12 protein-coding genes and 1 pseudogene are annotated in these 14,703 nt (G+C 62.6%); 4 read left to right on the forward strand and 9 right to left on the reverse strand.

Annotated features, from left to right (window positions below; genetic code table 11):
* Positions 1–30: 30 nt before the first annotated feature.
* Entirely contained in the window at positions 31–807 is a 777-nt protein-coding gene (locus BBJ66_RS08920; RefSeq protein WP_071086420.1) for a dioxygenase family protein, read from the forward strand.
* 164 nt (positions 808–971) lie between these two features.
* Positions 972–1,253 (forward strand): nodulation protein, encoded by a 282-nt coding sequence (locus BBJ66_RS08925; RefSeq protein WP_071086422.1) that lies wholly within the window; start codon positions 972–974, stop codon positions 1,251–1,253.
* Between the two features lie 20 nt (positions 1,254–1,273).
* Here the strand turns inward: BBJ66_RS08925 and BBJ66_RS08930 are convergent, their stop codons facing one another.
* The 3 genes from BBJ66_RS08930 to BBJ66_RS08945 form a co-directional block, all read right to left on the reverse strand.
* A complete protein-coding gene (locus BBJ66_RS08930; protein WP_071086424.1) occupies positions 1,274–2,764 on the reverse strand; it encodes a right-handed parallel beta-helix repeat-containing protein in 1,491 nt (496 codons plus the stop codon).
* Positions 2,765–3,103: 339 nt separating this feature from the next.
* Complete coding sequence (locus BBJ66_RS08935; protein ID WP_049731728.1) at positions 3,104–4,594, reverse strand: right-handed parallel beta-helix repeat-containing protein; 1,491 nt, start codon at positions 4,592–4,594, stop codon at positions 3,104–3,106.
* A 578-nt stretch (positions 4,595–5,172) separates the two neighbouring features.
* Positions 5,173–5,880: a hypothetical protein gene (locus BBJ66_RS08945; RefSeq protein ID WP_071086426.1), complete on the reverse strand. Its 708-nt coding sequence runs from the start codon at positions 5,878–5,880 to the stop codon at positions 5,173–5,175.
* A gap of 168 nt (positions 5,881–6,048) precedes the next feature.
* Here BBJ66_RS08945 and BBJ66_RS08950 point away from each other — a divergent pair, with 168 nt between their 5' ends.
* Both BBJ66_RS08950 and BBJ66_RS08955 read left to right on the forward strand, forming a co-directional pair.
* Positions 6,049–6,525 carry a hypothetical protein gene (locus tag BBJ66_RS08950; protein WP_049731725.1) on the forward strand — a complete coding sequence of 159 codons (477 nt, stop codon included), beginning with the start codon at positions 6,049–6,051 and terminating at the stop codon, positions 6,523–6,525.
* On the forward strand, positions 6,522–7,868 hold the full coding sequence (locus tag BBJ66_RS08955; protein ID WP_071086428.1) for a GAF domain-containing protein: 1,347 nt from the start codon (positions 6,522–6,524) through the stop codon (positions 7,866–7,868). The genes BBJ66_RS08950 and BBJ66_RS08955 overlap by 4 nt, the downstream gene beginning before the upstream one ends.
* A gap of 320 nt (positions 7,869–8,188) precedes the next feature.
* On the opposite strand, the gene BBJ66_RS08960 is transcribed toward BBJ66_RS08955, so the two are convergent.
* The 6 genes and pseudogenes from BBJ66_RS08960 to BBJ66_RS08980 form a co-directional block, all read right to left on the reverse strand.
* Complete coding sequence (locus BBJ66_RS08960) at positions 8,189–9,397, reverse strand: ABC transporter permease (protein WP_071086430.1); 1,209 nt, start codon at positions 9,395–9,397, stop codon at positions 8,189–8,191.
* Positions 9,398–9,401: 4 nt separating this feature from the next.
* Positions 9,402–10,541: an ABC transporter permease gene (locus BBJ66_RS08965; RefSeq protein ID WP_049731722.1), complete on the reverse strand. Its 1,140-nt coding sequence runs from the start codon at positions 10,539–10,541 to the stop codon at positions 9,402–9,404.
* Positions 10,538–11,236: an ABC transporter ATP-binding protein gene (locus tag BBJ66_RS08970; RefSeq protein WP_049731721.1), complete on the reverse strand. Its 699-nt coding sequence runs from the start codon at positions 11,234–11,236 to the stop codon at positions 10,538–10,540. Before BBJ66_RS08970 ends, BBJ66_RS08965 begins: the two co-directional genes overlap by 4 nt.
* 52 nt (positions 11,237–11,288) lie before the next feature.
* Positions 11,289–12,463 (reverse strand): annotated as a pseudogene (locus tag BBJ66_RS08975) (efflux RND transporter periplasmic adaptor subunit).
* A 167-nt stretch (positions 12,464–12,630) separates the two neighbouring features.
* The gene (locus tag BBJ66_RS34575) at positions 12,631–13,389 is read right to left on the reverse strand and encodes a DUF3800 domain-containing protein (protein ID WP_128146164.1); all 759 of its coding nucleotides are present in this window, start codon (positions 13,387–13,389) and stop codon (positions 12,631–12,633) included.
* 143 nt (positions 13,390–13,532) lie between these two features.
* A complete protein-coding gene (locus tag BBJ66_RS08980) occupies positions 13,533–14,540 on the reverse strand; it encodes a helix-turn-helix domain-containing protein (protein WP_071086432.1) in 1,008 nt (335 codons plus the stop codon).
* Positions 14,541–14,703: the final 163 nt, after the last annotated feature.

The raw sequence follows: 14,703 nt of genomic DNA on the forward strand, positions 1-14,703 counted from the left end.
ACACGCAGTGCCTTCGACAAAGGAAGACTCATGCAAAGGCGAACCCTGGTGCTTGGAGGTGCGACCATCGTCGCCTCGACCGTGGCTGCGGCGGCGATCTGGCCACGGCGGCATATCACCGTTGCCGCCAGGACATTCGACTGGAAGGGGACGGATTTCCTGAGCGGCGGCACAAAGTCGGTCACATTGGAAAAATTGCCTGCGCCGCTCTTCCGCAGCCGTCCGAATTGCATCGTGACATCAGCCCAAACCCTTGGCCCCTGCCATGTCAACAATATTCCGGCCCGCCAGGACGTCTCGGAAGGAAAGGCCGGGCTGCCGTTGCGGCTGGCCGTCCGCATCGTCCATGCCGCCGATTGCCGGCCGGTCGAGAGCGCCGATATCGAAATCTGGCATACCGATCATCGTGGCATCTATTCCGGCCGCGAGGCGGCCGAAATGTGTACGCTCGGCGATGCCGAGGCAATCAGCGGCCTCGCCTTTCGCGGGCGCCAGCTGACGGATGCTGAGGGGCAGGCAAGCTTCCTGACGGCCTATCCCGGATGGTACCAGGGCCGCACGCCACATGTTCACTGCCGCATCCTCGTCGACGGCAAGGAGCTTCTCGTCAGCCAGATCTATTTCGACGATACGCTGAGCGACATCATCTATGGCGAGCACCCGGACTATCTCGGACGCCCTCCCCGCGATACCCGCAACGAAGCGGACGGCATCATCCCGCAAGACGCCGCCGATCACATATTCGACTTCGAGAAGCTCGATGGCGGCGTGCTGTCCGCCACTATCACGATCGGCCTTTCTTCCTGAGCGGATAGCGCAGGAGAAAGCCGCCAGTCACCAGCGCTGGCCCTGCCGGACTTCCTTCATCATCGAGTTTTTAAACGGCGACTTTGCATCCGGCATGAAACCAGATGCAGCATTCCTGCGTACCAACTCTCGACAGCGGAATACAGGCAGCGAGGGTTGATGGCATGGTCAGAAAAGTAGGCGTGGCACACATCGTCCGGCAAATCGCCGAACAGGGGCTGGCCAGGCTGATGATGAGGCTGCCCGCAACGCGGGCAACGATCAGGGCCGCCGCGGCAAGCCAACCCCATCTTTACGAACTCTGCGGAGCCTATGGCGGGGCCTGCGCCGTTCTTGATCGCATGCGCAAGGATAGGTCGGCCGACCCGGCGATCGTCACCGAATACGAGATCATCTGTGCGGAAATCGAAATCGACGTCACCAGGATCCTGCTCGGCGGCCGATGAGTTTGCCGCCGCTATCCCTGTCAGGTCAGCACACCGTCCACATCGATGGAGATGCTCAGCGTATCCGTATCGAAATGATGCGCGGCCCCGTCCGAAATCTTATAATAGAACGTCTCGCTCACATCTCCGCTAAGCCCGGCAAGCTTCGCCGCGTCGAGCGTGTAGCTGTAGTCGCCATGATCGTCGACATGGATGCTGCCGTATTGGCCGGTCAGCGTCAGGCCGTTCTTGCCGACGACTTCGCCGTCGAAGCGGCGCAGCAGCAGGATCCCATTGGCCGAACTGTCGTTTTCAAGGAGATTGCCGTGATGGGCGGCATCCATGTCGGCTGAGATCTTCAAACTGTCATGGGCTGCGACGATTGTCGGGACCGTGTCCGCATGCGCTGTATCGCCGGCAGCGTGACTATCGAGGCTGACAAACAGGGCGTCAGCCTCGTCGAGCGTTGTGTTGTTGCTGACGGGAAAGGTGTTCGCGGCGATGATGGCAGGGGATATGCTGTAGGGCGTGACATCGCTGGCGATGAGATTGTCGTGGAAAGCTCCGGATGCAGGCCTGTCGACCTTCAGCGCCGCCTGCGACAGGTCGTCGAAAACGTTGTTGTGAATATCGATATCTTCACGAACGTAACTGGTGGTGCCGGCAGAGCTGACCACCACGCCCCATACGCCGTCATGGATGTAATTGCCTGAGATATCATAGTCCCTCGTGTCGCCCTGGTCGCCGAGGCCGACGGCGTAGGACCAGCTGTAGCCGCCATATCCCGAAATGTCGTTGTCGTGGATGGCGATATTCGTGCCCGCCTGAGCGCTAACCCCGAAGCCGCCGCCAACCAGCGTATTGTCCTCGATCACCGCATTCACAGGCCGGATGAGCGTCAGCACGCCCTTAGGGCTAATGGCGCCCGTCTGGTCGAGAACATTGCCGCTGATCAGGATGTTGCTGCTGTCGTTCATCTGCACGGCATCTGCCGTGGTGCCGTGGGCGTTGGTGACAGTGTTGTTGAGAAGGGTGACGCCGTTGATCTTCTCGATCCAGACGCCGTCGCCGTTCACGTCGTTGATCGTGCTGTTTTCGATGGTGATGTTCGAGCCCGTCCGAAAGGTGACCGAACCGGACTTGCCTGCCAAGCCGGTGTGATCGACCTCGACATTGCGCACCGTCCAGTTCGAGACATAGCCGCCATAAATGGCGGCACCGCCGGTATCCGAGATCTTGATGTTCTCGATGACGATGTTCGACGCATAAAGGCTGTGAATGCCGTCGCCGGGACTATGAATGACCGGCGCATCGCCGATCCCATAGCTGCCGATGGTAATCGGGGCGCTGACGGTGCCGGAATATTTCAGGTCGAGCTGGTCGTTATACACGCTGCCTGCAGCGAGCAGCACGGTGTCGCCGGGCTGCAGCTTCAAATTTTCCACCGCCCAGAAGGATGCAAAGGGCGCATCCTCGCTCGTGCCAGCGTTGCTGTTGGCGCCTGTCGCCGAGTTCACGTAATAGACTGTCATATCGCCATATGCTCGCATTGTCGCGCAGCCGTGTGGGGATCAGCTGCGATCAGTGGATCGGATGCGGTCGGGGCGAAAGGCCATAAGACAATCTTCTATTGTCATTACGGCGGTAGACAGGCTGTGGCCTGCGATGCTCCCGAGAAGCCTGGCGGTGGCTGCATTCTCGACAATACAACTTAAGAGAAAATAGTCTATAAAATAGCGACCGAAAGGTGAATGAAACGGTAACGGACCGTTTTGCAATTAACGTCAGGGGATGGCCGCCCGCCCTCGCCCTTCAACGCTCCTCACGGGGCGCGCTTCAGGATGAGGGCGGAGGGAGACCGTCCCCTAACCTCAGCTCAGCAAGCCATCCATGTGGATGAAGACGGTCAGCGTATCCGCGTCGCTGTGATGGGAGGTTCCATCGTCTATGCGGTAGCTGAAGGACTCGCTCACATGCCCGCTATGGTCGTCGGGCAGCTTCGTTTCATCGAGCGTGTAGGCATAGTTGCCCTCCCGGTCCACATGGATGGAGCCATAGTCGCCGGTCAGCGTCAGTCCGTGCTTGCCGACGGCTTCGTCGCCGAAGCGGCGAAGCGCCAAGGTGTCGTTGTCCGAGCTGTCGTTTTCCAGGAGATTGCCGCGATGGGCCTCGCCCGTATCGGTGAAGATCTTCAGATTGTCATGGACGGCGACGACCGCCGGGTCGACAGCCGCCTCCGTCGTCGCGGCAGCCTTGGTCTCGGTGCTTGCAAGCGCCGTCTCGACATTTGCGACCGTCTGGTTGTTACTGACGGAAAAGGTGTGCGCGTCGACGATGGCAGGCGATATGCTGGTGGCCTTGACGCCGGTCTCGATGGTATTGTTGTAGAAGGAGCCGGATGCCGGCCTGTCGACCTTCAGCGCCGCCTGCGTGAGGTCGTCGAAGACATTGTCGTGGACCTTGATGCCAGTGAGACTATAGCTGGAGCCGGTGGCGCCACTGACCGCCACGCCCCAGGCGCCATCGTGAATATGGTTGCCCGATATGTCGTAATCGCGCGCACTGCCCTGATCGCCGAGGCCGACGGCGAAGGACCAGCTGTAACCGTGATATCCCGATATGTCGTTGCCGTGGATGGCGACGTTCTTACCTCCAGGCGCGCTGATGCCGAAGCCGCCGCCGGTCAGGACATTGTCCGCGACCACGGCATCGGTGGCCCGCACCAGCGCGATCCCCCCCTTCGGACTGACGGCATGAGTCTGGTCGAGATGATTGCCCTTGATCAGAATATTGCTGCTGTCGTTGAGCTGCATCGCATCGGCCGTCGAGCCATTGGCGCTGGTGACGGTATTGTTGAGAAGTTTGACGCCGCTGACCTTTTCGATCCAGAAGCCGTCGCCTTTGACATCGGAGATCTTGCTGTCTTCGACCGTGACGTTCTTGCTGCTCCTGAAGGTGACGGCACCTGCGTTTTCCGACATTCCGCTCTTGGCAATCTCGACATTGCGGACCGTCCAGTTGGTGACATCGCCGCCATAGATGGCCGCACCGCCGGTGTTCGATATCTTCAGGTTCTCGATGACGATGTTCGAGGCATAAAGACTGTGAATGCCGTCGCCGCCGCTGTGGATGACGGGTGCGGCCCCCGTCCCGTAACTGCCGATCTTGATCGGCGCACTCTCGGTGCCGGAATATTTGATATCGAACTGCTCGTTGAAGACGCTGCCCTTGGCGAGCAGCACGCTGTCGCCCGGTTTCAACGTCAAGGATTCCACTTTGGACAAAGTCGCAAAAGCCGAGTTCTGGCCCGTTCCGCCGTTGCGGTCGGAGCCAGTCGCTGAGTTCACATAGTAGATTGTCATATCGCCATGTTGCCCTGTTCATCGGATCGCTAAGTCGCCGCCCGACCGGCCGGAATCGGCTGATCGGAAACGCGGCGCGGGCAAACGTCCATGGCAAAAAGGCGAGAAGATGTTGTCAATGGGGCAGCGGCGAAGTTCGCGGCTCTTATCCCACAGGCAATGGCGCGAGCTCCGATCATCGCGAGAAAGCTGCAACCCAGCTCCATAAACCGTCGACCCGGAGGCGAATAAATCGCGGTTGTACGCCATCGCACCTTCCCTCCCCTTCGAACGCGCCGCAGATGATTCGCCCCGGGGCTTGCTTCATTTAGAAAGGCCCGCCGCGCCGAGCGCTTCGGCGAATTTCGCCAGCAGATCGGCGGACTGGCGCCCGGCCCGGATGTGTGGACCAGGCGCTGTGCGGCGATCCTCTCGCGCGCCATCGTCGAAAGCAAAATGGGGGCAGCCGCCACAGTCGCCGCGGCACGGACACTTGGCCGGAGTGCCGGCCTCGCCGTTTGGTTTGCACATGGTTCTTCTCCGCAAATTAACAGGCGATGCCACGGGCGGAACCTCGGTCCTCCGCCCGCAACTTCTTCTCAGGCGGCCAGCTTCAGCGCGTCGGCAAGCTTGGCGAAGTCGCCGGCGGAAAGCCCCGGACGGACGGCGAAGTCGATGACCGCCTGAAAAATTTCCGGCGGCGCATCCTTCTTCATGGCGCCGAGCAGTGCCGCCCGCTCCGCCGGATTGATGGCCGGGATCATGATGCGCATGAAGGCCATGCTTTTCTCCGGCGGCAGGGAGCCGATGATGCGCATCTCAATGCCGAATATTTCCTGATCGTCGAAGTTGCGCCACAGCAGCGGGCCGGTCACCGCCTCCTCCTCGTGCATATGCGCGAAGTCGTCGGCGATATAGGCGGCAAAGGCGAGATAAAGCTTGCGGCCGCAGGCTGCCTTGTGCAGCGGCCAGGCTTTTTCCCAGGCGACCACAAGCTCTTCCAGCTCGCGGAACGCGGTGCGGTGGTCGTCGTGCTGCTCGTCGAGCGTGACGGTCGAAACGCCCTTGTCGGCAAGCGCCGTGTGGATGTTGTCGTCCTCGTGCGTGACATGGGAGGCGGCCAGCATCAGGTAATGGCGCAGGTCGCCGATCAGGAGGACCGTCTCCTCGACATTCTGGAAATCGGCCGTGCCGAGGCGTCCGAGCAGGTCGCAGCCGGCCTTGCGCAGCCCCTTGTGGATCGCGCCGTAAATGTCGTAGCGGCCGTTGAGATCGGGAATGCTGGTAAGCGAGAATTCATGGCTCATGATGGTTTTCCTCTCGTTATCAGGCGCCTCTTTTTGTGCGCCGGGTCGATGACGGTGAGATAACCGAGGCCCTTGCGAAGCGCTTCCTAAAACCATCCTAAGCACTTGGAACGATTGCTAAGAATATCCTAAGTAACTATCATCGCCTGACTTGGGGTGGGGAAAAGCATGCTGGGGCCGGAACTCGCAGAATTCATCGAAAGTCCCGTCATGATCCTGTTCGCGACACGCGACGAGGCCGGCCGGCCAATGATTGGCCGCGGCTCCGGCGTGCGCGTCGACCGGCAGAGCGGGCAGCTGCACTTTCTCGCCTCCCGCTGCCAATGGCCGGAAGCCGTCAGCGAGGCGCAGATCGGCCGGCCGATTGCCATGACTTATGTGCGGCCCGCCGACTATAAGGCCTGCCAGGTCAAGGGCCGGATCCTCACGGCAGGGCCGGCCGATGCCGCAGGCCGGGCATGGGGCGAGGCCTATGTCACAGAACAGCTGGCGCTGATGATGGCGCTCGGGGTCACCCGCATGCAGCTCTCCAGCACGCTGTCGGACCAGGACCTCGTCTGCCTGACGATCGAGCCGCAGGAAATCTTCGAGCAGACGCCGGGGCCCGGCGCCGGACGCAGGCTGATGCCGGAAGCCGCCGCATGATTCCGCTGGAGGGGCTGCGGGACAGCTTCGAGGGCATCATTCCCTCCATCATCGCCACCGCCGATGCCGACGGAATGCCCAATATTTCCTATCTCTCGCACGTGCACTACGTCGATGAGAGGCATGTGGCGCTCTCCGACCAGTTCTTCTCCAAGACGGCCGCCAATGTGGCGCGCAACGGACTCGCGACCGTGATGGTGGTCGACGGCTATAGCGGCCAGCAGCACGTGCTCGACCTGGCGTTCGAGCGCTCCGAGACGGAGGGCGAGACATTCGAGCGGATGGCGATCCACCTGGAGATCCTGGAAAGCCGGATGAGCGGGATCATGAAGCTGCGCGCCGTCGACATCTACCGGGTTGAGGACTGCCGGGCCGTGCCGGCGGCCAATCCGCTGGTCGAGCCTCAGCCGCTCTTTCTGCCCGACCTGATGGGCAAGGTGGCGCGGCTGACGGCACGCATGTCGAATTGCAGCGATCCCGAAACGCTGCTCGACGCCACGCTCGAGGGCCTGGGCGAGCTCTTCGGCTACCACAATTCCATGGTGCTGGTGCCGGACGGCGAACGTGGCGGGCTGACGACAATCGGCAGCCGGGGCTACGACCAGTTCGGCTTCGGCGCCGAGGTTCCGGCCGGGCGCGGCATTATCGGACTTGCGGCCGAGCGGCGGCGCAACGTGCGGATCACCGATCTCAGCCGCGGCCTGCGCTACATCAAGGCCGTGCAGGCCATGGCGGGCGTCGAGGATGCGACGCCGATCCCGCTTCCGGCGCTCGAAAAGCCGCTCAGCCAGATCGCGCTGCCGCTTGTCGCGCGGGGAAGGCTCGTCGGCCTGCTGTTTTCGGAATCGACCGAGCGCTTCACCTTCCGCCATCGCGACGAGGAGGCGCTGATCATAATCGCATCCCATCTCGCCACCGCGCTCTCCTTCCTGTCCGAGGAACGCGAGCGGGCGGAGACGAATGGCCGGGAAAAGGCCGAGGCCCCGGCCGACGAGGCCGCCAGCGCGCCCGCCAGCCGGCGCATCGCCGTTCGTTTCTATCCACGCGACGGCTCCCTGTTCGTCGACGACGACTATCTGATCCGTGGTGTGCCGGGGCGGCTACTCCTGCACTTCCTCGAAGACTACGCGCGCACCGGCAAGCGGGATTTTCTGAACCGCGAGATCCGCCGCGACCGTCGCCTGCAACTGCCCGACTTCAAGGACAATCTGGAAACCCGGCTGATCCTCCTGCGCCGGCGGCTGGAGGAGAAGGCCGGCCCGATCACACTCGAACGCGCCGACCGCGGCCGCCTGCGGCTGACGCTTGCCGGGCGGCCGGAGATTGAGGTGGTGGAGGAGTAAAGGGGTGGCCAGGTTTCGCTGCTTGGCGCGTTTCGCTCGCTAAGGCACTGGAAATTGCATGAATTCGCAACGTGTAAGGATAGGGACAGGCAATAGAAGTTTTACCGTGTGCCCCTCATCTGCCTGCCGGCATCTTCTCCCCGCTGGGGAGAGGCATCGCGGTGACGTCTCGCCCTTCTTCAGAGCATCGATTGTGGACGCGAAGTTCTCCCCAGCGGGGGTCCGAAGCACGGGCGAGACCCATGGCTCGCCCAGGCTGATGCCGGGCAGACAGAAGGGGGCTACACGGCACAGTCTTCAACGTAGCCGGAATTGCGTTGCTACCCCCTCGCCTGCAACGCCGCCCTCAGCGGCAGCCGCGCGGCCGCCAGCGCCGGCAGCGCGCCGCCGATCACCCCGACGGCCAGCCCGAGCAAACCCGCCGTCAAAAGCACATCCGGCGTCACCACAAGCTGAAACGCCATCTTGGTGTTGTTGGCGCCCATCGTGCTCGCCTGCCAGCCGTCAAAGGCGAGCCGCGAGGCGATGACGCCGATTGCCGCTCCGAGAGCCGAGAGCAGCACCGCCTCCACCCAGGTGGCGGCGAAGGCCGGCAGGCGGGCAAAGCCGAGGAGGCGCAGTGTGGCGATCTCGATGGCGCGGTCGGAGACCGAGCTCATCATCGTGTTCAGGGCGCCGGCCGTCGCACCCACCGCCATCAGCAGCGCGATCGGCCAGCCGAACAGGCGGATCAGGCTCTCGGTGCGCTCGGCCTGCGCGGCATAGAGATCGGCCTCCGGGATGGCGGTGAGCGACGTGCCCGATATATCGGACAGACACTGGCGCAGCGCCGCCAATGCACGCACGGGATCACCCCCATCGAGCCGCACGCGCAGGCTCTGCACCTGCCCCTGGGGGCCGAAGATCGATTGCACCGCGTCCAGATCCGCCCAGATCTCGGATTCGAAGGCGCTGCCGCCTGAGGTGAAATGGCCGGCGACGGTCCAATCGACCGCGCCGAACCGCACCCTCTGGCCGACGGCAAAGCCGGGGAAAGCGTCTGCGACGCGGGCGCCGACGACGATCTCACGCGCACCCGGCGCAAACAGCCGCCCCTGAGAAAGCCGGGCGCGGCCGCGCAGATGGGGCCCGGTGAGATCCATGCCCCGCAGCGACAGCGTCTGCTCGGCGCCGTCGCTCCCCTTTACGTCGATCGGCACGATGGTCTCGCGCGACAGCGCCAGCCCGCCGGCGCCGTCGCGCACGATGCCGGTGTCGCCGCTGCTGGCGGTCAGACTGCGGATCGCATCTGCCGGCACGTCCGAACCGGTTTCCTGATTGGTGCCGCCGCCGAGGATGACGACGATATCGGGCGAGCCGGCGCCGGCAAGAGCGGCCTCGAAGCCGCGCGCCATCGCCAGAAAGCCTGCCAGCACCGCCACCACGAGGGCGACCGACAGCACCATCGACAGCGAAATCGTGAGCCGCCGCGGCAGGCTGCCGAGATTGACTCTGATCATGAGAAAGGTCTGCTTGAGCGCTGATGACATTGGCTTATCTCGTTTTGAAGGCGTTGACGATCGGCAGACGCATGGCGTTCACCGCAGGCAGCAACCCGGTCAGCAGGCCGAGCCCGGCAATCATCGCGGTGGATTTCAGCAGCACCCCACCGCTGAAGACGAGGCCGAATTCCGGCCCGATCGACAGCGTCGCGAGCTTCGCCAGAATGAGCCCGCCCACCCCGCCGACGGCGAAGATGAACAGCGTCTCGCCGAGAATGAGCGCCACGATCCGCCCGCGGGAAAAGCCGAGCACCTTCATCACGCCGATTTCGAAACGGCGCTCCCGGATGGCAAACAGCATGGTGTTGACCGAGATCATCAGGATGGTCACGAAAGCGGCGCCGACGACGAGGCTGACGATCAGCCCGACATCGGCGAACTGACGCAGAAACGCTTCGAGGAACTGCTTTTCCGATTGCGTCCTGGTCTCGGCTGCCGAATTGGCAAAGAGCGCGTCGATGCGCGCCGCCAGCACGCCCGAGGCGACACCCTCGCGCGGGCGCACCACGAAGGCGTCGACCGTATCCCTGTCCCGCGCGCGGGCTGAATTGACCATGTCGTAGCGGGCGAGCATGAAATAGGTATCGGTGCTGGTATCGGCCCCCTCGAAGATGCCTGCGATGCTGAAGCTCCAGTTCCGGCTGCCATCGGCCTTCATGAGCTGGCTGGTGAGGCCGATGCGCTGGCCAACCGACCAGCCCTGCGCCTCGGCCAATGCCCTGCCGACGAGCACCCGGTCGCGACCCACTTCCAGCGCCGCGATCAGCTCTGGCGTCAGCCCGAGTTCGGCGCCGTTGGCGGCGGCAATCGCCTTTGGATCAACCGCGCTGACGGCCACGACATTCTTCTCGACCTCGACGAAACCCCGCATGCGCGCGGTATAGGCGACGGCCGCGACATCGCGCTGCGCCGCAATCCGGTTGAGATAAGCGATCGGCAGCGGCAGCCCCCGGCCCGATTTGTTGAACACGCCGAGCAGGTTGGCGCTGGCGCCGGCCGCCCCCTGGCTGCCGCTGACGAAACTCCCCGTCAGTCCGTAGATCAGGAAGGCGATACCGACCGAAAACATCAGCAGGATCGCCCGCAGCCGCTTGCGCCAGGCATTGCGCCGCATCAGCTGGAAAAAACTCATCGGCCGTCCCCCTCGACGAATTCGCCCTTGTTGAGATGCAGCGTGCGCCGGGAAAAAGCGGCGGCCTCGGGATCATGCGTGACCATGATGATGGTCTTGCGAAGCTCGCGATTGAGCAAATCCAGCATCTCGAGGATATCATTGGCCGATTTCCGGTCGAGATCGCCGGTCGGCTCGTCGCAGAGAATGAGATCGGGATCGGCGACGATGGCACGGGCAATGCCGACGCGCTGCTGCTGCCCGCCCGACATGCTCGACGGAAACTGCCGCTGCCGCCCGGCAAGCCCGACCAGATCCATGACCGTATCGACGCGCGCCCGCCGCTCCTTGCGCGTCAGCGGCTTCAAGAGCAGCGGCAGCTCGATATTCTCCGCCGCATTCAGCATCGGCAGCAGATTGTAGAACTGGAAGACGATGCCCATGCTGTGCGCCCGCCAGGCCGCCCTCGCCCCTTCGCCCATCTGCTCGAGATGGCTGCGCCCGATGCGGATCTCACCGGCGTCAGCGCTGTCGATGCCGCCCAGCATATTCAACAGCGTCGATTTCCCCGAACCCGACGGCCCCATGACCGCAACGAAATCGCCGCGCGGAATGGAAAGGTCGAGCCCCGAGAAGATCGGTATCGTCTCCGCCCCGATCCGGAACGCCTTCCTGACGCCGGCAAGCGCGATATAGGGATCTTGAGTGTCGGTCATGTTCTGCTCCTTGGTGGTTGGTTGATCTGTGGCCGGTAACCGGTGGCCGCCCTCATCCTGAGGTGTGCAGGCCAAAGGCCGGAGCCTCGAAGGACGAGGGCGGGTGATGGGCACCCACACCCGCCTCCTCCCCCACCACGAGCCGGATGCGCGCCGCCATGGCAGGCCGCATGCCGGCAGGCGGCGACATCAGCGACAGGCGTAGCGTCACCGTCCCCTTCTCCCGCGAAATGACCGGCGCGATCTTTGACACCTCGACTGCAAAGGGTTGGCCGGGAAAGCCGTCCAGCACCGCCTCGCCCAAGAGGCCCGGCCGCATCAGCGCGATATTGGCCTCGGCCACATCGGCATCGATGACCAGGCTCGCCGTATCGGTGATGGCGAGCAGGCTTTGATCCTCCCGCACGCTGTCCTGGCGCGACAGCACCGTGTCGCCGACATGCGCGTCGAGCCGCGTGACAGTGCCGGAGATCGGCGCCCGCACGGTCAGCGCCTCCACCTGCTCACGCGCCTTGTCGATCTCAAGCTCCGCTTTTTTGACATCCTGCCGTGCCTGCAGCGCGGCATTTTCGGCCCTGTCGACAGCCGTTTCGCCTCCTCCAGCGTCTGCACCGACAGGGCATCGCGCCCGGCCAGCCGCTCGGTGCGCGCAAATGACGACCGCGCCTGCGCAAGTTCGATAGTCCTTGCAGCAAGCGCCAACACTGCCGCCCGTCGGGCAATCTCCGCGCTCCGAAGCGAAAAGCGTGCGCTGGCATCCTCCAGCCGCACCAGCACCTGCCCGGCGACGACGCTGTCGCCCGCCTCCACCCCGACCGCGACGATCCGGCCCTCATATTTGGAAAAGACGGTGGCGACGTCGGGGGCAACGACATAGCCGGAGCCGGTGACCTCGCGGGGTGGCGCAGCGGTGCTCTTCGCTCGATCCTCGGTCGGGGCCTGCACTCCCTCAGCAGCGGGACCGCCGCCCTCCATCCTATCGGCTGATATCGCAAGATCGCTGCCCGAAAAACCCGCAAGCGCAGTCTCGATGCGCTGCAGCGTCTCAGCTCCATTGAAGAGAACCGCAGCCAGCGATGCCGTCGCCGCAAGGACGAGCATTGCGCCAGGGATCGTGCGCCGCCGGGCATGAGGCTTCGGCGGCTCCGTCTTCAAGGCCGCGGGTTCGATCGAAAGCGATCTGAGCTTGGCGGCAAGGTTTCGGTCATGTTCTGATGTCGTGTTCATGCCGGCAACATGGCCGCCGACGCCAAAACTGCGACCTCGAACATGTTTCAGGCGGTGCTCGATCGCGATCGAGGACGTGCAATAGCTCTCTGATTGAGGCGCCGACAGCAGCTGAATAAGCCCTGCTTTGTAGTTTGTGCCTGCTTGAAAGCGATTAAGGGTTGCGATTACGTTCTGAAGAACGCTTTCGGCCCGTCGTCGAATGCGATTACTGTGGCTCCACCGTGGTCGGCGCTGAGGGCTGCTGAGATGAAACCGGAAGGGTCTTGATCGGTTCCAGCCCAAGGAAATGGTGATTCTTCGACGGCCTCACCGTTCAAGGAACGAATTGCACTTCTCCTCTGATACCAAACGAGAGCATCGGCAGCCTGCAGTGGCAGAGCTTCTTGATCAGTCACGAATACAGGAGATTCCGGAATGCGATTCGAAACCTCGGGGGGACAGCAAGAACGGAATTCGGTCCAAGCCTCTAAGATCTGACGCATTTGACCGCCCTGCTCATCGAACACAAATTCGATAGGATCAATTTTTCCTTTGCTGGCCGTATAAGAGAGCGTTTCGGTAACTAGCATATAAAGCAAGGCTAGATAGATCGATGGCGGCTGGTGACCCGCTTGCAGGTACCTGTCTCGAAAGACTTTAGGTGAAATCAGTATTGTTCCGTAGATCAGTCTATGATCAGCAATAATTTGCATGAATCGCTTAATCCGCTGATCCTTTTCTTCTATTGAGATCCTGCTGAATTGGCCTCGTCCCGCCTTCGCCTCGCGAAGTTTGAAATAATCAAGTCGAGGTTCGATTTGCAGTTCTTTCTTCCAATCTTCATTAAAACGCCTCCATGTTTCTGCATCAGCGATCCACCCACCAAGGCATGAGACAGGCTCGTGAAAAAGACCGCTATCATCAACGTACATCTTCAAGACCATAGGACCCTCTTTCACCTAAAAGCTAAATCGGCGGCGCGCTTGCGACCACGCTCACTCGAAGACGTCGCCCAACAATCCGTAAGTTTCCAGCAGCATAACGCCTCGCTGCATCATCGGCTATTTTTTGCGCGTGGCCCGCGCCCTCACCCTTTCCTCTGCCGCCACGCAACCGGCGTCATATCCGTCACCCGGCGGAATTCACGGTTGAAATTGGACTTGGTCTGGAAGCCGACCTCGAACATGACCTCGGTCACCGGTTTTTCCGTTCCGGCAAGCAGCCGGCAGGCCTCGCCGATCCTGTAATCATTGACATATTGCGAGACGTTCTTGTCCATCGCCCGGTTGATCGCCGCCGATATCTGGCGGGCGGGGATGCCGGTCTTGCGGGCCAGCCGGTCGAGATTGAGATTGGCATCGCGATAGAGTTTTTTTGCCTCCATCAGCGCATCGACCGTGGCGATCGTCTCCTTGTCCTCGCTCGTCTCCGGCCGCGGCGCCACCTCCAGCATTTCGGCCGGCGCCCGGCTTCGGCTGACGGCGGCCGCCGCGATGCCGAGGATGACGAGGACGGCAAGATTTCCGATACTGATCAGCATCAGCGCACGCGCACTATGGGCCGAGGTGAGGTCGAGGAAGACGAAGGTATCGATCGCGGCCGAGAGACACAGGGCGGCGGCGGTAAAGATGATCGCCCTATAGGCCGGCACCGCCCCTTCGAAAGGCGCCAGCCGCAGCGCATCGGCGCCTGGGCGCATCAGAAGCAGGATGGCCACGGCATATCCGACAAAAACAAGCACCAGCGCGATATCGATCGCATCCCGCCAGACGGTCATCAGCGCCAGGATAAGCGCGGCGGGCATGGCATGCAGGGCCATCCGCGCCGGCAGTGGCCGCCGGCTTGTCCTCACCAGCCGGGAAACCCCGGCATAGGCAAGCGGCGGCACCAACGCCGCGATGACAGGCGCGACCATCCCCACCGTATGCACCCCATATCCCCAACGCAGGCCGGAGAGCACGGATTGCAGCGCGGCAAGCAGGATGAGCGCCAGAAACGGCCGGTTCGGCGCCGCCTCCTCGTCGCGCCTGAGAACGGCGATGAAGAGGATAAGCAGCAGAATAGCGACGGCGAAGGGAAGCGGAATGAACAGCATGGCCTGACAGGATCGGAGCGCGAAAGACGTCCATCATTGCCGAGATCCTCGCCCGAAGCGACCTCCATCACGTTTTAGAACGCGTTTTGGTAGGGATTTTTGGCCCCGCCTCTCCGCGCTCGTCCGGTGCTCATCCGCAATCCAGCCACGGCCGCCGCCTTGC

Origin of the sequence: Rhizobium sp. RSm-3 (assembly GCF_001854685.1) — a bacterium.
GTDB classification, from domain to species: Bacteria; Pseudomonadota; Alphaproteobacteria; order Rhizobiales; family Rhizobiaceae; genus Rhizobium; species Rhizobium ecuadorense.